Annotated in this window: 17 protein-coding genes; 9 read left to right on the top strand and 8 right to left on the bottom strand. The window is 75.1% G+C overall.

What is annotated here, in order from left to right:
- Positions 1 to 9: 9 nt before the first annotated feature.
- The 3 genes from MNZ29_RS25060 to MNZ29_RS19460 form a co-directional block, all read right to left on the bottom strand.
- A complete protein-coding gene (locus tag MNZ29_RS25060) occupies positions 10 to 1446 on the bottom strand; it encodes a 2-oxoacid:acceptor oxidoreductase family protein (RefSeq protein ID WP_242340497.1) in 1437 nt (478 codons plus the stop codon).
- Complete coding sequence (gene vorB / locus MNZ29_RS19465) at positions 1443 to 2834, bottom strand: 3-methyl-2-oxobutanoate dehydrogenase subunit VorB (protein WP_242340496.1); 1392 nt, start codon at positions 2832 to 2834, stop codon at positions 1443 to 1445. Before vorB ends, MNZ29_RS25060 begins: the two co-directional genes overlap by 4 nt.
- Before the next feature lie 477 nt (positions 2835 to 3311).
- On the bottom strand, positions 3312 to 3515 hold the full coding sequence (locus MNZ29_RS19460; RefSeq protein WP_242340495.1) for a cold-shock protein: 204 nt from the start codon (positions 3513 to 3515) through the stop codon (positions 3312 to 3314).
- Positions 3516 to 4299: 784 nt separating this feature from the next.
- On the opposite strand from MNZ29_RS19460, the gene MNZ29_RS19455 reads away from it, so the two are divergent.
- The 3 genes from MNZ29_RS19455 (at position 4300) to MNZ29_RS19445 (ending at position 6349) form a co-directional block, all read left to right on the top strand.
- Positions 4300 to 4701 carry a bacteriohemerythrin gene (locus tag MNZ29_RS19455; protein WP_242340494.1) on the top strand — a complete coding sequence of 134 codons (402 nt, stop codon included), beginning with the start codon at positions 4300 to 4302 and terminating at the stop codon, positions 4699 to 4701.
- A gap of 178 nt (positions 4702 to 4879) precedes the next feature.
- The gene (amrS, locus tag MNZ29_RS19450) at positions 4880 to 5998 is read left to right on the top strand and encodes an AmmeMemoRadiSam system radical SAM enzyme (RefSeq protein WP_242356382.1); all 1119 of its coding nucleotides are present in this window, start codon (positions 4880 to 4882) and stop codon (positions 5996 to 5998) included.
- A 15-nt stretch (positions 5999 to 6013) separates the two neighbouring features.
- Complete coding sequence (locus MNZ29_RS19445) at positions 6014 to 6349, top strand: hypothetical protein (protein WP_242340492.1); 336 nt, start codon at positions 6014 to 6016, stop codon at positions 6347 to 6349.
- A gap of 12 nt (positions 6350 to 6361) precedes the next feature.
- Here MNZ29_RS19445 and MNZ29_RS19440 read toward each other — a convergent pair whose 3' ends face one another.
- On the bottom strand, positions 6362 to 6967 hold the full coding sequence (locus MNZ29_RS19440; protein ID WP_242340498.1) for a protein-L-isoaspartate(D-aspartate) O-methyltransferase: 606 nt from the start codon (positions 6965 to 6967) through the stop codon (positions 6362 to 6364).
- Between the two features lie 307 nt (positions 6968 to 7274).
- Between MNZ29_RS19440 and MNZ29_RS19435 the strand changes: the two genes are divergently transcribed.
- The 4 genes from MNZ29_RS19435 (at position 7275) to MNZ29_RS19420 (ending at position 11091) form a co-directional block, all read left to right on the top strand.
- Positions 7275 to 7493 (top strand): hypothetical protein, encoded by a 219-nt coding sequence (locus MNZ29_RS19435; protein ID WP_242340491.1) that lies wholly within the window; start codon positions 7275 to 7277, stop codon positions 7491 to 7493.
- Positions 7494 to 8531, top strand: a complete 1038-nt coding sequence (locus tag MNZ29_RS19430; RefSeq protein ID WP_242340490.1) for a DUF362 domain-containing protein — start codon at positions 7494 to 7496, stop codon at positions 8529 to 8531.
- A 189-nt stretch (positions 8532 to 8720) separates the two neighbouring features.
- Positions 8721 to 9851: a site-2 protease family protein gene (locus tag MNZ29_RS19425; protein WP_242340489.1), complete on the top strand. Its 1131-nt coding sequence runs from the start codon at positions 8721 to 8723 to the stop codon at positions 9849 to 9851.
- A gap of 304 nt (positions 9852 to 10155) precedes the next feature.
- Positions 10156 to 11091, top strand: a complete 936-nt coding sequence (locus MNZ29_RS19420) for a ribose-phosphate pyrophosphokinase (RefSeq protein ID WP_242340488.1) — start codon at positions 10156 to 10158, stop codon at positions 11089 to 11091.
- A gap of 3 nt (positions 11092 to 11094) precedes the next feature.
- On the opposite strand, the gene MNZ29_RS19415 is transcribed toward MNZ29_RS19420, so the two are convergent.
- From MNZ29_RS19415 to MNZ29_RS19405, 3 genes are all read right to left on the bottom strand, one after another.
- Positions 11095 to 12504, bottom strand: a complete 1410-nt coding sequence (locus tag MNZ29_RS19415; protein ID WP_242340487.1) for a phosphoribosyltransferase family protein — start codon at positions 12502 to 12504, stop codon at positions 11095 to 11097.
- A 237-nt stretch (positions 12505 to 12741) separates the two neighbouring features.
- On the bottom strand, positions 12742 to 15864 hold the full coding sequence (locus MNZ29_RS19410; RefSeq protein WP_242340486.1) for an efflux RND transporter permease subunit: 3123 nt from the start codon (positions 15862 to 15864) through the stop codon (positions 12742 to 12744).
- Entirely contained in the window at positions 15861 to 17024 is a 1164-nt protein-coding gene (locus MNZ29_RS19405; RefSeq protein WP_242340485.1) for an efflux RND transporter periplasmic adaptor subunit, read from the bottom strand. The genes MNZ29_RS19410 and MNZ29_RS19405 overlap by 4 nt, the downstream gene beginning before the upstream one ends.
- A gap of 293 nt (positions 17025 to 17317) precedes the next feature.
- Between MNZ29_RS19405 and MNZ29_RS19400 the strand changes: the two genes are divergently transcribed.
- Entirely contained in the window at positions 17318 to 17659 is a 342-nt protein-coding gene (locus MNZ29_RS19400; protein WP_242340484.1) for a LuxR C-terminal-related transcriptional regulator, read from the top strand.
- Positions 17660 to 17820: 161 nt separating this feature from the next.
- A complete protein-coding gene (locus tag MNZ29_RS19395; RefSeq protein ID WP_242340483.1) occupies positions 17821 to 18660 on the top strand; it encodes a DUF3108 domain-containing protein in 840 nt (279 codons plus the stop codon).
- On the opposite strand, the gene MNZ29_RS19390 is transcribed toward MNZ29_RS19395, so the two are convergent.
- On the bottom strand, positions 18629 to 18942 hold a 314-nt coding region (locus tag MNZ29_RS19390; RefSeq protein WP_242356380.1), incomplete at its 5' end, for a thioredoxin family protein. The two genes, MNZ29_RS19395 and MNZ29_RS19390, sit on opposite strands and share 32 nt — an antisense overlap.

Below are 18942 nucleotides of genomic sequence, written 5' to 3'. Positions count from 1 at the left end.
CGGCCGCGCTCAGCCCGCGCTGCCCCAGCCCCGCTCGACGGCGCGCGCGCCGCGGGCGAACGCCTCGGCGTTCACCGCGACGAGCGCAGGGCGCTTCTGCAGCGCCTGGCGGATGACGGCGAGGACGGTCTCGGCGGGGAAGAGCCCGGTGGCCCCCTGCAGCGCGCCGATGGCGACCACGTTCTTCACGAGCGGCTGGCCGAGCTCCGCCGCGATCTCGGAGAGGGGCACGCCCAGCGCGCGGACGCCGGGCGGGAGCGCGTGCGGCTCGCGGATCACGGAGCGGTCGTAGAGCGCGATCCCGCCGGGCGCGACCGTGGCCCCGAACTTGGCGAGGCTCGGGGCGTTGAAGGCGACGAGCGCGTGCGGCGAGGGCACGTCGGGGGAGAGCACCTGCGTGCGCGCGATCCGCACGTCGGCGTAGGAGGTGCCGCCGCGCGACTCCGGGCCGTAGCTCGGGATGTGCGTCGCGTCGAGCCCCTCGTTCACGGCCGCGTGGACCATCAGCATCGCCGCCGTCTGCGCGCCGTCGCCCCCCGAGCCGGCGAACTTGAGGCCGAGCTCGTCGCCGCCGAACGGCGTGGCGGGGAAGCCCTGCGCGTAGCGCGGCGCCTCCGCCTGCCGCGCGTCGATCGCCTCGAGCACCGCGTCCGCCGCGTACGTGGGCGTGCGCCACGCGTCGAAGCTCGCGGTCGCCGAGACGTCCTTCTTCACGCCCAGCGGGAAGACCGGGACCATCTTCTCCTTCACCCAGCGCTCCGCCTCCTCGGCGGAGAGGCGCAGGTGCGTCGGGCACTCGGCGAGCACCTCGACGAAGGAGAAGCCCTTCCCCTCCGCCTGGAGCTCTAGGCCCTTCTTCACCGCCTTCGCCGCGCGCACCCGCTGCTTCGCGTCGAAGAGCGCCACCCGCTCCACGTACACCGGGCCGTCGAGCTGGGCGATGAGCTCCGCCATCTTGAGCGGCAGGCCCATGGAGAGGTCGCGCCCGTGCGGCGAGGTGGTGGTCTTCTGGCCCATGAGCGTGGTGGGCGCGGTCTGACCGCCGGTCATGCCGTAGATCGCGTTGTTCACGAACACGACCGACAGGGGCACGCCGAGCTGCGCGGCGTGGAGGATCTCGGTGAGGCCGATGGAGGCGAGGTCGCCGTCGCCCTGGTAGCTCACCACCACGCTGTCCGGGTTCGAGAGCTTGTGGCCGAGCGCGACCGCGGGCGCGCGGCCGTGCGCCGCCTGCGTGTGGCCGACGTCCAGGTAGTAGTAGAGGAACACGCTGCAGCCGACCGGCGACACCGCGATGGTCCGGTCCTGGATCCCGAGCTCCTCGATGGCCTCGGCGAGGTAGCGGTGCACGAGCCCGTGGCCGCAGCCGGGGCAGTAGTGGGTGCTGCGCCCCTTGATGCCCTCGGCGTGATCGTGCCGCTCGAACCGCTCGTAGAAGACGCTCACGCCGTCACCCGCCTTCCCGCGGACTTCCGTACCCCCGCGGCGATCTCGAGCTGCGACGGCAGGATGCCTCCGTGCCGCCGCACGTGCTCGATGGGCACCTCTCCGCCGACGCCCGCGTGGCTCAGCGCGAGCCGGAGCTCGTCCTCGAGCTGCCCGTCGCTCGCCTCGACCACGACGATGCGGCGCGCCCGGCGGACGAGCGGGAGGAGCGCGGCGACCGGGAACGGCCAGACCGTCTGCGGGCGGAACAGCCCGACCCGCACGCCCTCGGCGCGGAGCGCGGCCACCGCCCCCGACGCCATGCGCGCCGGGGTGCCGCAGGCGACGACGAGCGTCTCGGCGTCCTCGCAGTGGAGGGTCTCGACGCGCTGCTCCGCGGCGGTCATGCGCGCGTACTTGTCGAAGAGGTGGAGGTTGTGGGCCTCCTGGTCCGCCTCGCGCAGCAGGATCGAGGAGTGGAGGTTCCCGCGGTGCGGGCCGTCGCCCGACACGGCCCAGCCCGGGAGCCCCGGCCGGACGAGCGCGCGCGGCAGCTCCACCTTGCCGGTCATCTGGCCGAGGTGCCCGTCGGCCGCGACCACCACCGGGTTCCGGTAGCGGAAGGCGAGCTCGAAGGCGAGCATCGTGAAGTCGAGCATCTCCTGCGGCGTCGCCGGCGCGAGCACGATGGCGTGCGTGCTCCCGTGGCCGAGGCCGCGGCAGGCGAGCTTCAGGTCCGACTGCTCGGGCCCGATGTTCCCGAGCCCGGGCCCGGCGCGCATCACGTTCACGAAGACGGCGGGGAGCTCGGCGCCGATGAGGTAGGAGACGCCCTCGAGCATCAGGCTGAAGCCGGGGGAGGACGTGAACGTCATCGTCCGCCGCCCCGCGCCGGCCGCGCCGTACATCATGTTGACGGCCGCGACCTCGCTCGGCGCCTGGACGAAGCTGCCGCCCAGCGCGGGCAGGAGCTTCGCCATGAGCTCGGCGCCCTCGGTGGACGGCGTGATCGGGTAGCCGAAGAAGTGGCGGCAGCCGGCGAGCAGCGCGCCGATGGCCGACGCGTGCGTGCCCTTCACGACGAGCGGGGGCGAGTGCGGCAGCGGCACCCGCGCGTCCGGCTCGTCCGGCGGGGGGACGAAGCGCGCGCGCGGCGCCACGGCGGCGGGCTCGCGCGCCGCCCCCGGGAGCGCCATCTCGAGCCCGTACGGCTCGGGGCACGCCTCGGCGCACAGCCCGCAGCCGTTGCAGGCGTCGAGGCTCAGGACGATGGGGACGAGCCCGGAGAGCTCGTTGATGTCGGTGCCGGGCGCGATGCAGGCGCGCGCGCAGGCCTCCCGACATCTGCCGCAGCCCTTGCAGCACTCCTCGTGGAGCACCGGCATCTCACGGACGTCGACGTGAGCCACGCGACCTCCTCCTGCCGCCCGATCGAAGCGGCGCCTGCGGAAGACGGCGACACCCTACTCGCGGTCGGGGGAGGAATCCAAGTGCGTCGGGAAGAGACCTCGTGCCCGGCCGGGCCCGGGTCCGGCGAGGACGCCCATCCCTTGGAGGCGCAACGAGATCCGGGGCCAGCCGCCCGTGCGCACCGGCCGTGCCTGCGCACGCCGGCGCCGACAGCGATCGACGCGCGGTTCTCCGGAGACCGCGAGAGGAGTGGAGCGAGACGGGCGCACTCCGATGGATCGTCGTCCGCTGCGCAAGCTCGCGGACGCGGGCGCTCCGGGAGCCGCTCCGCGCCGCCTTCGATCACCTGTGCGCGGGAGCTCGCGAGGCTCGAGCTCTCCTGCTCGTCGCCTGACTCCGACCTCGGGAGCCCCGGACGTACGAAAGCCCGGCCCCTCTCGCGAGGAACCGGGCTTTCATCTCAGACGTGAAGCGGCTTACAGCGGGCGGACGTTCGCCGCCTGGAGGCCCTTCGGGCCGCGCTGAACGTCGAACTCCACCTTCTGACCCTCGGCGAGGGTGCGGAACCCCTGCGCCTGGATCGCGGTGTGGTGGCAGAACACGTCCTCGCCACCGCCGTCCTGCGTGATGAACCCGAAGCCCTTCGCGTCGTTGAACCACTTCACGGTACCGGTCGCCATTACTCTTACTCTTTTCTTCTGAATCGGCGGCATTGAGTTGCCGCGTCGATGCGCCTCGAAACGAGGCCGCCGAGGTTTAACCCAGCGCGCGCTCCGCGTCGAGCGTACTCGCGGGGGAGTTTCGTTCGGCCGGCGGGACCCTCTCCGTCCGGGCCGTCGGGGGCAGGGTCGCGTCGGGAGCGATATCGCGCTCGTTTGCCGGGGGGAACGGGGGCCCGCGAGCGCAGCGCCGGCTCGGCCGGCGTCTCTCCGGCCACCGCCAGTCACGACGATTTAGTCAATGATGTCAGCATGATACGCGGCATGGCGGGCCGCCCGCCCGCCGTTGCAGCATGCGACCGCACGCGGATCGCCCTTGCGCGGGCGCGGGCCCGGGGCGCACCGGACCTATGCGAAGGCCTGCCGCCGGAGGGCAGCGGCGGCCACGGCGGCCGCTCCGGTGGACCCACGCCCGGGACGACGGTGGCCCTCCGGAACCGGTGCCGCGACGGCAGCGACCGAGCTCCCTCCTCGCGATCGGGCTCGCGGCCGCTCACCTCGGTCGTACACCTCAGGTGAATGTTGCCCACGGGGAAGGGCGTGCTCGCGATGGCTGAGCGGCGGGCGGAGCGGTCCGAGGGCGCGATCGGCTCCGGCGCGAGCGCTCGCCTGCCGCCCTCCCCTGCCGGGCCGAGGCAGGGGAGATCTGACCGCGCTCAAGCTCTGCCCCCCCGCTTTCGTGACATCCTCCCCGTTCCCGAATCGTTCGAGCCGCAACGAGCCCGAGCGGCGGCGCGGAGGAACCATGCTGAAGTGGACGCCGTCCCTGGCCGTGGGCATCGTCGAGATCGACGAGCAGCACCAGGAGCTGTTCCGGCGCGCCGAGCGGTTCGTGGCGAGCCTCGACACCGCGGATCGCCAGGAGATCGGGATCCTCCTCTCCTACCTCCGCATGTACTGCGTCACGCACTTCGGCGCGGAGGAGGCCTGGATGCGCGACGTCCGCTACGAGGGCTACGCCGAGCACAAGGCGGAGCACGACCGCTTCGTGAAGGACATCCTGCGGATGTCCGACGAGCACGAGCGACGCGGCGGTCCGGGGCTCGAGGCGATGAAGATCGGGACCTATCTCTCGCGCTGGCTGAAGGACCACCTCACGCGGACCGACTCGGCGTTCGCGCGCTTCCTCCTGTCCCAGTCCGCCTGACGGGCGCGGCGCGCTCCGGCCGCTCCCGGCCGAGGCCGCCACCCCGGGCGACCCCGCCCTGGGCGGGGAGCGGCTCCTCCGACGGTGCTCTACTCGGTGCGTGGCGTGCGGCGCGAGGCGCCGCGCTCCGGCCCGACGACGCGGGCGGAGCGGCGCGCGGGCGCCGGGACGGTTCTCCATGGCGGCGCTGCACGAGGCGCGGTTCTACGAGCGGCGGCCGGACGACGAGGTGCGCTGCACCCTCTGCCCCCACGACTGCCACATCCGCGCCGGCGGGCGCGGCGCGTGCGGCGTCCGCTTCAACGTGCGGGGCACGCTCTACACCCTCGTCTACGACCGGGTGGTGTCGCGCGGCGTCGATCCCATCGAGAAGAAGCCGCTCTTCCACTTCCTCCCGGGCTCGCTCGCGTACTCCATCGCCACGGTCGGCTGCAACCTGCGCTGCGCGTTCTGCCAGAACTGGACGGTGTCGCAGTGGCCGAAGGAGCACCTCCCGCGCACGATCGACGCGCGCGGGAACCGCGAGGCGACCGAGCTCGTCTGCCCGCAGCTCGCGGCCGCGGCGGAGGCCGTGGTGGGCGAGGAGATCTCACCCGAGGAGATCGTCGAGCGCGCCCTCGCCAGCGGCTGCCGCTCGATCGCGTACACGTACACGGAGCCCACCGTGTTCTACGAGCTCGCCCACGACACCGCGGTGCTGGCGCGGGCGCGCGGCCTCAGGAACGTGTTCGTGACGAACGGCTTCATCTCCGAGGCGCCGCTGCGCGAGATCGCGACGGTGCTCGACGCGGCCAACGTGGACCTGAAGTTCTTCGACCCCGAGAGCTACCGCCGGGTGAGCCGCGCCCGGCTCGAGCCGATCCTGGAGGCGATCCGCCTGTACCGCGCGCTCGGCGTCTGGGTGGAGGTGACGACGCTCGTCATCCCCGGCGTGAACGACTCGGACGCGGAGCTGCGCCAGATCGCGGAGTTCGTCCGCTCGGTCGGCCCCGAGGTGCCGTGGCACGTGTCCCAGTTCTACCCGGCGTACAAGATGCTCGACCGGCCGTTCACGCCGGTCGACACCCTCGACCGCGCCGCGCGGATCGGCCGCGCCGCCGGGCTCCGCCACGTCTACGAGGGGAACGTCCCCGGCTCGGATGGAGAGACCACGCGCTGCCACCTGTGCGGCGCGCTCCTCGTGGAGCGCTACGGGTTCCACGTGCTCCGGAACCGGGTCGAGAACGGCTGCTGCCCGGCCTGCGGGACGCGGGTGGACGGCGTCGAGATGTCGCCCGCGCCGGCGTGGCGCGCGTGACGGCGGGAGGATGCCATGCGGCTCGCCGCGCGAGCGGCCGTGGGCGCCGCGGCGATCGCGCTGGCGGGCGGCCAGTGCGGCGTCGGTGGTGAGGGCGAGCTCGCCTGCCTGGAGGCGGTCGCCCGCCTCGATGCGTGCTGCCCCGGGCTCGACGCGACCCTCTTCGCCTGCGGGGACGGCGAGGGCCACGCCTCGGGCTGCGTCGTCTCCTACACCTCGCCCGCGCTCGGCCTCGACGAGAGCCGCTGCATCTGCGCCCGCTCCTGCGCCGACCTGCGCGACGGCGGGATCTGCTCGCGGGCGAGCCGGACGGCCCCGGGCGGAGCGCACCCGCCGCCGCTCTGTCCGTGAAGCAGGCGTCCGTCAGCGGCCACGCCGCATCGGGACGAACTGCACGGGCGCGAGGCGCTCCTCGAGCAGCCCGCCCGGCAGCTTCTTCACGACCACCAGCGTCTGGACTCCGCCCGCCGGCCCTGCGGGATAGACGATCCTCCCCCCCTCCGCGAGCTGGGCGAGGAGCGGCGGGGGGAGCCGCTCCACGGCGCAGCTCACGACGATCGCGTCGAAGGGCGCCGCCTCCGGCCAGCCCTGGAAGCCATCCCCGGCGCGGAGGTGCACGTTCGCGTAGCCGAGCTGCCGGAGCGTCTCGACGCTGCGCGCGTGCAGCTCCGGCTCGAGCTCGATCCCGTACACCTCCGCCGCGGCGCGGGACAGCACCGCGGCCGCGTAGCCCGAGCCCGAGCCGACCTCGAGGACGCGCTCCCCGCCGCGGAGCGCGAGCGCCTGCGCCATGAGCGCGACCACGTAGGGCTGGCTCACGGTCTGCCCGCGCCCGATGGGGAGCGGCTCGTCCTCGTACGCGTACGCGCGCCACTCCGGCGCCACGAAGCGCTCGCGCGGCACCTCGCGCATGGCCGCGAGCACCCGCGCGTCGCGGATGCCGCGCCCCGCGAGCTGGTCGTCCACCATCCGCGCCCGCGCCGCCTCCGGGGACGCCGCGGGACGCGCCGGGCCGGCGCACGCGCCCTCCCGGGCCCCCGCGGCGAGGAGCAACGTGAGGATCGAGAGGAGCGCCCGGACGAGCATGCGAGCCTCCGGCGAGGCCGTGCGTCCCGGAGATCACCTCACGATCCTCGCGCCCCGTCGCGCGTTCTCGTGGGGTCCCCGCGGGGTCATGCCGACCGCCCGCACGCCCGGTCCCACGCCGCCCCGGCTCCGGCCGAGACGCCCCGCGCGAAGGGCCGCGCCGGCCGCCGCGGAGCGCAAGAATGAGATCGTGACCCCGTCCTTCGTCACCCGGCTGCTCGCGCTGGCGCTCGTCCTGTTCATCGGGATCGCCTCCGCCGTGCTCCTCTGGGACGGGATCGCCGGGCTCGCGCCGGGCGGCGGCGCCACGGCGCACGCGTGGCGCGCGCGGGCGCGGCTCGCGGTGGGCGTCCTCGGGTTCGCGATGGCGCTCTGGATCGTCCTCGGGATGCTCACGCACGCGCACTAGATGGACCGGCCCTTCCATCGCCGGCTCGGCCGGCGCAGCTTCCTCGCGGGCGCGCTCGGCGCGGCGTCCGCGGCCGCCCTCTACGCCACCTCCGGGGGCGCGCGCTCGACGCCCGCGGGCGCGCGATCGCACGCGCTGCCGGACTCGCCGAGCCCGCCCGCGAAGAGCACCGTGGCCGTGGTGCGTCCGTCCGCCTCGCCGAGCCTTCGCGCCGCGGTGGAGGAGGCCGTCCGGCTCGCCGGGGGCCTCGGGTTCATCCGCCCCGGGGACTCCGTCCTGCTGAAGCCCGCCGTGAACAGCGGGAACGCCTACCCCGCGACGACGGATCCCGAGGTCCTCCAGATCGTCGCCCGGCTCGTGCTCGAGGCCGGCGGCGCGCCGTTCGTCGCGGACCGCACCATGTTCCTGCACTCGACCCGGGCCGCGTTCGAGCGCACCGGCATCCTGGACGCGGCGCGCTCGCTCGAGATCCCCTGCCTCGCGCTCGAGGACGCGGACGTCGCCTGGGTTCGCCACCCGCTCGCGGTGAACTGGCCGGACCGGACGCTCCGCATCTACCGCCCGGTGCTGGCCGCCGACCACATCATCGGGCTCTGCACGCCGCGGACGCACTCGCGGGGCGACTTCACCATGGCCATGAAGAACGCGGTCGGGATCGTGGACGGCGCGGCCCGCGTCCGGATGCACCTCGGGTCGGGCCTGCGCGCCCGGCTCGCCGAGATCTCGCTCGTCGCACGTCCCTCGCTCGTCCTCCTCGACGGCCGCGCGGGCTTCGCGGACGGCGGGCCCGACCAGGGCGACCGCTGCAGGCCCGACGTCATCGCGGCGAGCACGGACCCGCTCGCGCTCGACGCCGTGGGCCTCGCGTTCCTCCGCATCGCCGGGGCGAACGACCGGATCGGCCGCGGCTCGATCTGGGATCTGCCCATGATGCGGCGAGCGGCGGAGATCGGCGTCGGCGCCGCCTCGGGGGAGCGCATCCGCCTCGCCGGGGCGAGCGACGCAGACGCAGCGCGGCTGCGCCGGGAGCTCGGCTGACGCCCACGGCCCCGCGCGCGACGGTGGCGCGGGACGCGCGAGCGGGCTGGCGGGGAGATGCCCGCTCCCGCGGCGACCTGGCGCTCGCGCGCGTGCCGTGAGGCCCCTGCGGACCGGGGCGCGGAGGCGGGCCGGGCGCGAAGATCTCCTCGCCGGGCGCGTACGTACGGCGCGGCGGAGCGAGCGGAGATGGCGAGGACGGGGCTCGAGATCGGCCGGGTGGGCGGCATCCGCATCCGGCTCGACGTGACGCTGCTCCTCGCGCTGCCGTTCCTCGCGTGGATGTTCGCGCGCGCCGTGCCGGAGCTCGCGGGCCTCGCGGGCGTCCCGCCGGAGCGGCTCCCCGGGCCGCGCTGGGCCTGGGGCCTCGCGCTCGCCGCGGGCCTGTTCGTCTCGGTGCTCCTGCACGAGCTCGCGCACTGCTTCGTCCTCGTGCGCCGCGGCGGGAAGGTGCGAGCGATCACGCTCATGGTCATCGGCGGCGTCACCGAGGTGGCCGAGCCGCTCGCCGACATGCGCGCCGAGGCGCGCGTCGCCGTCGCCGGACCGGCGGCGAGCCTCGCCCTCGCCCTCCTCGCCGCCGGGCTCTCCGCGGCGGCGCTCCGCGCCGGCGCCCAGCCGGCCGCGTTCGCGCTCGAGGCGCTCGCGCGCGTCAACGTCGCGCTCGGCGTGTTCAACCTCCTGCCCGCGTTCCCCATGGACGGCGGCCGCGTCCTCCGCGCCGTGCTGGCGCGGCGGCGCAGCGCGGCGGAGGCCACGCGGATCGCCGCCAACGTGGGCAAGGCCTTCGCCGCCTTCTTCGCGGCGCTCGGCTTCGCGGCGGGGAACCCGCTCCTCATCCTCGTGGCGTTCTTCGTGTGGGCGGGGGCGCACGCGGAGGAGCACGACGTGCTCGTGCGCGCGATGCTCGGGGACCTGCGGGTGAGGGAGATCATGACGCCCTCGCCGAGCGCGGTCACGTCCGACGAGACGGTGTTCGCGGTGGGTGAGCGGATGCTGCGCGAGCGGCGGGTCGCGCTGCCGGTGATCGAGGGGGGGCGCGCCGCGGGGTTCGTGCGGCTCGAGGCGGTGGAGAAGCTGCCGGTCGAGGAGCGCCGGACTACCCAGGTGAGCGCGGCCATGGAGCCGGCGCGCGTCGTCGCGCCGGGCGACCGCGTGGTCGACGTCATCGCGGAGCTCCAGCCGCGCGGCAACGACCACCTCGCGGTCGCGGACGACGGGAGGCTCGTGGGCGTCGTCTCGTCCTTCGACCTGGCGCGCGGCCTGCGCCTGCGCCAGCTCGCCGCGACCCAGCACCCGCCGCCCGCCAAGGCCGGATGACGGCCCCCGCCGGAGCGCGCACCGCGCGGGCGGGGCACCGCGGAGGGGCGAGCCCACGGGACGCCGATCCCGCCGCCGGCCGGAGGCGTATCCTGGAACTGCCCGGGGAACGCGCGGATCCTCGCGACGGTCCTCTCGTGAGGCCGGAGGCACCGCGGGACGTTCCCGCTCCTGACCGTGAAGACCGGGCGCGCGTCCGGCGCACGGTCACGGCTCGCGCGCACGAGGTCATGTCCCTGGGCACGGGGGGCCGCCTCCACAGCGGCCCCTCTCCGTGCGTGGGCGCGTGCCGCTGGAGCGACCGATGAAGCCGATCCTGGTCGGCGGGAGCATCCACCCCGCCCTCACCGCGGCGCTCGCGGACGCGCTCGGGCTCACGCCCGCGGCGCGGACGCTCGAGCGCTTCCCCGACGGCGAGCTCCACGTCACGGTGAAGGAGCCCGTCCGCGGCGCCGACGTGTACCTGGTCCAGCCGCTCGCGCCGCCGCCCGACGCGCACCTGCTGGAGCTCCTGTTCCTCGCCGACGCCTGCCGGCGCGCGGGCGCGGCGCGCATCACCGCCGTGGTGCCGTACCTCGCCTGGGCGCGGCAGGATCGCCGCCGCGCCGACGGCGAGCCGCTCGGGATCCGGCTCGCGGCGGACCTCCTCTCCGCGCGCGCCGACCGGGTGCTCGCGGTGGACGTTCACGGCGCCGCCGCGGAGGGCTTCTTCTCGGTGCCGCTCGATCACCTCACCGCGATCCCGGCGCTCGCCGAGGCCATCGCCCGCGTCGCGCCCCGGGACGCGGTGGTCGTCGCCCCGGACCTGGGCGCCGCGAAGCGCGCCGAGGCGTTCGGCCGCCTCCTCGGGCTGCCCTCCGCGTGCGTGCACAAGGCGCGGCTCTCGGCGCGCGAGGTCGCGGTCCGCGGCGTCTCCGGCGAGGTGGCCGGGCGGGCGCCCATCGTCGTCGACGACATGATCAGCACCGGCGCGACGATCGAGGCGGCGGTGCGGACGCTCCTCGAGGCGGGCTGCCGCCCCGAGGTCGTCGTCGCGGCGACGCATCCGCTCCTCGTGCCCGGCGCGGCGGAGCGGCTCGCGGCCCTCTCCCTCGCGCGCCTCGTCGTCACCGACGCCCTCCCGGTCCCCGCGCTGCCCGGGCTCGCGACGGAGGTCGTGCCGCTCGCGCCGCTCCTGGCCGAGGCGATCCGGCGGCTGCGCGAGGAGCGGCCGCTCGCGGAGCTGCTCGCGACGAGCTGACGCTCAGCGCGGCGGCGGCGCGCCGGACGCCTGCGCGCGGCCGAGGTGGAGCGTGAAGAAGCGCGCCGCCTGGCGCGCCACCGCGTCGAGCGCGCCCGCCTCGTCGAACAGGTGCGACGCGCCGGGCACGATCTCCAGGGCGCCCTGGCGCAGGAACGGCAGGGCCTCGGAGCTCCGCGCGAGGATCCCGCCGTCTCGCTTGCCGACGACGAGGAGCACCGGCGCGGCGATGCGCCGGAGCGTCGCCGGGTCCACGAGGTCGGGGCGCCCGCCGCGTGAGACGACGGCCGCGACGCGCTCGGGCTCGGCCGCCGCGGCGAGGAGCGCCACCGCGGCGCCGGTGCCCGCGCCGAAGAGTCCGAGCCGGAGCGCGCGCGTGTCGGGGTGGGCGGCGGCCCAGCGCACCGCCGCGACCGCCCGCCCGGCGAGGAGCTCGAGGTCGAAGCGGAGCTCCCCGGAGCGCTGGTCCTCGGCGCTCTCCTCCGGAGTGAGGAGATCGAAGAGCAGGGTGGCGAGCCCGGCGCGCTGGAGCGCCCGCGCCACGTGGCGGTCGCGCGGGCTCCGCCGCGACGCGCCGCTCCCGTGGACGAACGCGACGAGCCCCGCGGCCTGCATCGGCACCGCGAGCGCCGCCTCGAGCGCGCCCGGGCCGCGCCGCGACCCGTCGAACGGGATGGCGTGGTAGCGTTCCTCCACCTCCGGCGCCGCCTCGGACGCGCGCTCCTCCTCGCCGCCCGGAGCGTTCCAGTCGCCGCCCCAGAGCTCCTCGTCCCCCGCCTCGCGGCGGGCGCGCTCGACGCAGGAGAGCACCTCCGCGTCGCCGACCTGCGCGAAGCGCCGGTACCACGCGCCCACCGCGCGGAAGTCGCGCGGGCGCTCGAGCGCGACGACGTCGTCGAGGTCCGGGCGCAGCTCCGCCGCGGTCTGCGCCGCGATGACCGGAGCGGCGAGCGCCACCCGCGCCGCGCCCCAGCGCCGGGCCGCGCGCGCCGCGGCCCGCGCCGTCGCGCCGGTCGCGACCCCGTCGTCGACGAGGATCACCGTCCGTGCGGCGACGTCCGGGGCCTCCCGGCTGCCGCGGTAGGCCCGCACGCGGCGCTGGAGCTCCGCCGCCTCGCGCTCGGCCAGGACCGCCACCTCCTCCTCGGAGAGCCCCGTCTCGCGGACCGCGTCCCGGCTGACGTACACCGCGCCGCCCTCGGCGATCGCGCCCACCGCGTACTCGGGATCCCCCGGCGCGCCGAGCTTGCGCGCGACGAGCACGTCGAGCGGCGCGCCGAGCGCGCGCGCCACCTCGTAGGCGACCGGCACGCCTCCGCGCGTGAGCCCCAGCACCACCGGACGCTCGCCCCGGTATCCTTCCAGCGCCGCCGCGAGCAGCCGTCCCGCCTGCGACCGATCGTCGAAGATCATGCTCCGCCTCGGGCGCGCCCCCGGCGCGAGTACGGCGCACCGGTGGAGCGTGCGGATGCGTGGGCGGATGCGCGGGGAGTCGGCCTGCGGCACCGATCGCCCAGCACCGCCTTCCCGCGAAGCGTACGCCCCGCGCCGCGGCGCCGGTCCCGGTCCTTCAGGGCTCCCGCGACGCCGCGCCGCGCTTCGCCGCGCACCGGCGGGCGGTCGTCCGCCCGGACCGTCGCCGGCGGGTCGTCACGCCCGGGCGGGCCGGCGCCCGTTCCGCACCAGCTCGAGCCGGTGGTGGCGCCGCCGTGCGAACCAGTCCGAGAACGTCTCGAGGTACGTGTAGAACACCGGCGTCACGAACAGCGTGAGCGCCTGCGAGAAGACGAGCCCGCCGACCACCGCGAGCCCGAGCGGCCGCCGCGACTCGGCGCCCGCGCCGAGCCCGAGCGCGATGGGGAGCGTGCCCATGAGCGCGGCGAGGGTCGTCATCATGATCGGGCGGAAGCGGATGCGGCACGCGTCGAAGATCGCGTCGTGCGCGCTGCGCCCGCGCTTCCGCTCCTCGATGGCGAAGTCGATCATCATGATGCCGTTCTTCTTCACGAGCCCCACGAGCATGATGACGCCGACGAACGCGTAGATGGAGAGCTCGGTCCGGAACACGAGCAGCGTGAGGAGCGCCCCGAAGCCGGCGAACGGCAGCGCGGTCAGGATGGTGATCGGGTGGACGTAGCTCTCGTAGAGGATCCCGAGCACGAGGTAGATGACGACCACGGCGAGGAGGAGCAGCCAGCCGAGGCCGGAGAGCGACGACTGGAACGCGTCGGCGATCCCCTGGAACCGCGTGGACACGCTGGCGGGGAGCACCTGGCGCGCGATCCCCTCCACGTCGCCCACGGCGGCGCCGAGCGACGTGCCCGGGTCGAGGTTGAACGAGATGGTGACCGAGGGGATCTGCCCGGCGTGCGAGACCGAGAGCGGCCCGACGCCGCTCTCGAGGCGCGCGAGCGAGTCGAGCGGCACGAGCTGGCCGGAGGGCGCGCGGACGCGCAGCGTCGAGAGCGCGGCCTGATCCGTCTGGTAGCGCGGCGCGACCTCCATGATGACCTGGTACTCGTTCGTCGCGGTGTAGATGGTCGAGATCTGGCGGGAGCCATACGCGGTGTAGAGCGCGTCCTCCACGATGCGGGGCGAGACCCCGACCGCCGCCGCCCGGTCCCGGTCGATGTTCACGGTGACCTGGGGGTTCGAGAGCTGGAGATCGCTCGTCACGTCGCGCAGGCCCGCGAGGCCGCGCAGGCGCGCCTCGAGCTCCGGCGCGACGCGGTAGAGCTCGGCCGTGTCGGGGTCCTGGAGGGTGAGCTGGTACTGGCTCTTCGTGAGCTGCCCGCCGATGCGGATGGGGGGCGGGTTCTGCACGAACGCGCGCATCCCGGGGACCTGCGCGAGGCGGGGGCGGAGCCGCTCGATGACGCGGTCGACGCCGTCCCGCTCGCCCCGCGGCCGCAGGCGCATGAACATCACGCCGGTGTTCGCGGCGGTGGCCCCGCGCGCGCCCGCGCTCGACATGACCGCCTCCACCGCCGGGTCCTGCGCCGCGATCGCCGCCACCTCCTGCTGGTGCGCCGCCATCGCCTCCCAGCTCACCCCCTGCGCCGCCTCGGTGTAGGCGAAGATCTGGCCGGTGTCCTCGCTCGGGAGGAAGCCCTTCGGGACGGCCGCGAAGAGCGGCACCATCGCGGCGAGCGCGAGCGCCGTGACGACGAGGATGGTGCGCCGGTGCGAGAGCGACCAGGAGAGGCCGCGCAGGTACCCGCCGAGGAGCGCCTCGAAGCCGCGCTCCGTGACCCGGTAGAAGCGGCCCGGCGGCCGCTCCGCGTGCTCGGAGAGGAGGCGCGCGCACAGCATCGGCGTGAGCGACAGCGACACGAAGCCGGAGACGAGGATCGCGGCGCCGATGGTGACCGCGAACTCGTGGAACAGCCGCCCCACGATCCCGCCCATGAACAGCACCGGGATGAACACGGCGGCGAGCGAGATGGTCATGGAGACGATGGTGAAGCCGATCTCCTGCGCCCCGCGGAGCGCCGCCTCGCGCGGCGGCTCTCCCAGCTCGACGTGGCGCACCACGTTCTCGAGCATGACGATCGCGTCGTCCACCACGAACCCGACCGACAGCGTGAGCGCCATGAGCGAGAGGTTGTCGAGGCTGTAGCCGAGGAGCCACATCACCGCGAACGTCCCCACGAGCGACATCGGCAGCGCGAGGCTCGGGATGAGGGTCGCCCGCACGTTGCGCAGGAAGAGGAAGATGACGCCCACCACGAGGACGAGCGTGAGGAGGAGCGTGAACTTCACGTCCCGCACCGACGCCTGGATGGGCACGGAGCGGTCGAAGAGGACCTCCGCCGAGACGGAGGCGGGCAGCTGCTTGCGCATCTGCGGGAGGAGCGCCTTCACGCCGGCGGAGACCGCGACGGTGTTCGTGCCGGGCTGGCGCTGGATGGCGAGCACGATGGTGCGGTCCATCCCCGCGCGCGTCGCGTACCACGCCGCGGTCTTGTCGTTCTCGACGCTGTCCAGCGCCCGGCCCACCTCGCTGAGCCGCACCGGCGAGCCGTTCCGCCAGGCCACCACCACCGGCCCGTACTGGGCGGCGTCCGTGAGCTGGCCGGTCGCCTGCACCGTGGTGGCGCGGTGCGGCCCCTGCAGCGTGCCGGTCGGCAGGTTCACGTTCGCGGCCGACACGGCCGCCGACACCTCGTCGATCCCGAGGCCGCGGCTCGTGAGCTGCAGCGGATCGAGCTGGATGCGCACCGCGTACTTCTGCGAGCCGAACACGAGCACCTGCGCGACCCCGGACACGCTGGAGATCCGCTGCGCCATGAGGGTCTCGCCGTACTCGTCGAGCTGCGAGAGCGGCAGCGTCGGGGAGGTGAGCGCGAGGTAGAGGATGGGCATGTCCGCCGGGTTCACCTTCTGGTACGTCGGCGGCGTCGGCAGGTCGGGCGGGAGCTGCCGGCCCGCCGCGGCGATCGCGGCCTGGACGTCCTGCGCGGCGGCGTCGAGATCGCGGGAGAGGTCGAACTGGAGCGTCACCTGCGTCGCGCCGAGGTAGGACGCCGAGTTCATGGCCGCGAGGCCGGCGATCGTGGAGAACTGCCGCTCGAGCGGGGTCGCGACGGAGGCCGCCATCGTCTCCGGGCTCGCGCCGGGGAGGTTCGCGGTCACCTGGATCGTCGGGAAGTCCACGTTCGGCAGATCGCTCACCGGCAGGAGCCGGTAGGCCGCTGCGCCGAAGGCGAGGATGCCGACCATGACGAGCGAGGTCATGACCGGCCGGCGGATGAAGGGGCCGGAGACGTTCACGGCGTCCTCGCCTGCGTCCGCGCCCCGGCCTCGCCGCCCGCCTGCGCGGCCTTCACCGCCACGCGCGCCTTCGGCACGAGCCCGAGCTGCCCGTCGATCACCACCCGCTCGCCGGGGCGGAGCCCGCTCGAGACCACGACCTCGCGCGCGGTCGCCTGCGCCACCACGACCGGGCGCTGCTCGACCGTGTCGTCCGGCCCCACCACGTAGACGTACGGCCCGGCCTGCCCGGAGACGATCGCCGCGGCGGGCGCCACGACCGCGCCCCGCTGCACGCCCAGCACGACCCGCGCGTCCACGAACTGCCCCGGCCAGAGCGCCTCGCCCGCGTTCTCGAAGGTCGCCTTGGCGAGGATCGTCCCGGCCGCGGGATCGACCGTGTTGTTCACGAACGAGAGCGTCCCCTGCTCCTGCTTGTCCGCGCGGCGCGCGATCACCCGCAGGCGGCCCACCCCCGCGCGCAGCGCGTCCACGTGCTGCTCCGGCACCGTGAACGAGACGTAGATGGGGCGCAGCTGGGTGATGACGACGAGCGGGTTCTGCTGGTTCGCCTGCACGACGTTGCCGCGCTGCACGAGCACCGCGCCGGTCCGGCCGGCGCTCGGCGCGTCGATGCGGCAGTGGACGAGGTCGAGCTCGGCCTTCCGCACCGCCGCCTCGAGGCCGGCCACGTCGGCCTGCATCGACGACGCGTTCGCGAGCGCGGCCTCGTACTGCTGCCGCGTCACGTACTCGCGCTTCACGAGCTCCGCGTAGCGCCGCGCGTCGGCGCGGGCGTTCGCGGCCTGGTCGCGCGCACGGACCACCGCCGCGCGCGCCTGGGCGAGCGCGGCCTCGTACGGGCGCGGATCGATCTGGAACAGGCGCTGCCCCTCGCGGACCTCGTCGCCCTCGCCGAAGAACACGCCGACGATCTCGCCCGTCACGAGCGGCCGGATGGAGACCGTGACGAAGGGCTGGACCGAGCCGACCGCCGCGAGCTCCTTCGGGACGTCCTCCTGCCGCGCCTCCGCCACCCGGACCGGCACCGGCGGGCGGGGCGCCGCCGCCGCGCGCTCCTTCGAGCCGCGGCCGCAGCCGGCCACGGCGACCGCCGAGATCGCGACCGCGATCGCGACCCCTCCCACCCGACGCCAGCCCCCTGCGCTGCTCCCGGCCATCCGCCGCCCTCTGCAGTGGGATCCCTAGCTCCCCTGCGGCCGGGTCGCCGCGCCGGGTCACTCGAAACCCAGAGGAGATAACCTCCGCTCGGGCGGCCGGAAAGATGAGGGGGCGGGGTACCGCCCGCCTGCGGTGAGGAGCCGCATCGAAAAAAAGATCACGGAGGGGGTGGCAACCGGGAGGGGCGTGACTAACGTGGCGAGGGGTTGGGGAACAAACGACCGGGCAGCCCGCGGAGGCGCGGGTGAAAGCGGCGAGACCCCACCACACGAACCCACGAAGGAGCGCGCAGATGCCTCACATCGAGATCGATACGCTCACCCCCATCGCGGCGAAGTACATGGACGGGAAGAGCCTGACCCCGGCCGAGCGCTCCGAGGTGCTGAGGATCGCCCAGGGCTTCGCGTGCAAGGACTCGGCGGCGGCCGCGAACGTGTCGCCGGAGACGATCCGGGCGCGCCGCAAGCGCATCTACCGCAAGGTCCACGTGGCCGGCGCCGCGGAGATCATCTCCGGCCTCCTCTCGATCTCGCTCCAGATGCTGGCGAGCGGCGAGAAGGTCGAGATGAAGCCGGCCGCCCCGGCCGCCCAGCCCGAGACGACCGCCGCCGCGCCGCTCGTCGCGGCGATGTAGCGTCCGTCCGCTCGCCCGCCCCCGGCCCGGAGGGCGGGCGAAGCGCGGTCTTCCGGGCGACTTGAGCGGGGCCTCGGGCGCGAGCGCCGGGTGGCGTAAGTTCGCGCCCGGTCGCGCCGCGATGTTGCCGCCACGCACGCGACGTCCGGGAGGAGGTCGCGGTGGCGCGCATCGCAGCCGTGCTCGCGATGATCGCGGCGTTCGGATCGCCGCGCGCGGCGACGTTCGCCCCGGGCGAGGAGACGCTGCTCGAGGTCCGCTTCCTGAGCTTCGTGGCGGGCGAGGCGCGCATCGCCGTCGGACGGCCGGAGGGGGTCATCTGGCCGGTGTTCTTCGAGGCGCGGACCCGAGGCATCGCCGGCCTCCTGGACCTGCGCGAGCACCTCGTCTCGTACTGGGACGCGCGGGCGCGCCTGCCGCGCGGCTCCGAGCTGCGCGCGTTCGAGGCGGGGGACCTGCACGTGGATCGCTCGCGCTTCGACCGCGGCCGCGGCGAGGCGACGTTCGTCCGGGAGCGGAAGGGCCGTCGCTCCGAGAAGCGGTTCCCGGTCGCAGCGGGCGCCCACGAGCTGTCGAGCGCGTTCCTGTGGCTCCGCCTCCAGCCGCTCGCGCCCGGCGAGCGCCACGCGCTCCCGGTCCTCTCCGGCTCCCGCCAGTTCACGCTCGTCGCCGAGGTGCGGGAGCGCGAGGAGGTCGCGGTGCCCGGGGGGAAGTTCCGCTGCGTGCGCGTGAGCGTGACCGCGCCGACCGGCGGACCCGGGTCGCCGCGGGGCGACATCTCCCTCTGGCTGACCGACGATCCCGCCCACGTGCTCGTCCGCGCGGAGATCCCGTTCTCGATCGGCCACGTCGTCGCGCTGCTCACCCGCTACGCGCCCGGGGACGTCGCCACCGGGGATGCGCGGATGGGAGGGGAGCCCCCCGCCCCGCGCCAGGCCGCGGCGACCGGCGCGCGGCCTCCCGCCGCGCTCACCCCCCGCGCGCCGGCTCCCGGCCCTTGACCGGCCGCGCGTCGCAGATGCGTCCCGTCGCGAGCTGGAGCGCGTCCGTCAGCGCGTCGACCGGCTGAGCACCCACGAGCCGGCGCAGCTCCCTCCCGGCGCCGTCGAGCACGAGGAACGTGGGGACCCCGCGGACCGCGTGACGGCGCGCGAGCGCGGCGCCCTCGGGCTCCTCGACGAGGCGGCGCCTCACGTGGGCGCCCGGGCAGCCGCGCTCTGCCTCGGCGACCACGGGCTCCATGCTCCGGCAGATCGGACAGCTGCGGCTCACGAGCTCGACGA

Source organism: Anaeromyxobacter sp. SG64, from assembly GCF_022690745.1.
Lineage (GTDB): Bacteria > Myxococcota > Myxococcia > Myxococcales > Anaeromyxobacteraceae > Anaeromyxobacter > Anaeromyxobacter soli.
The sequence above is the reverse complement of the archived record's forward strand: the minus strand, read 5'-3'. Positions and strand labels throughout refer to the sequence as shown.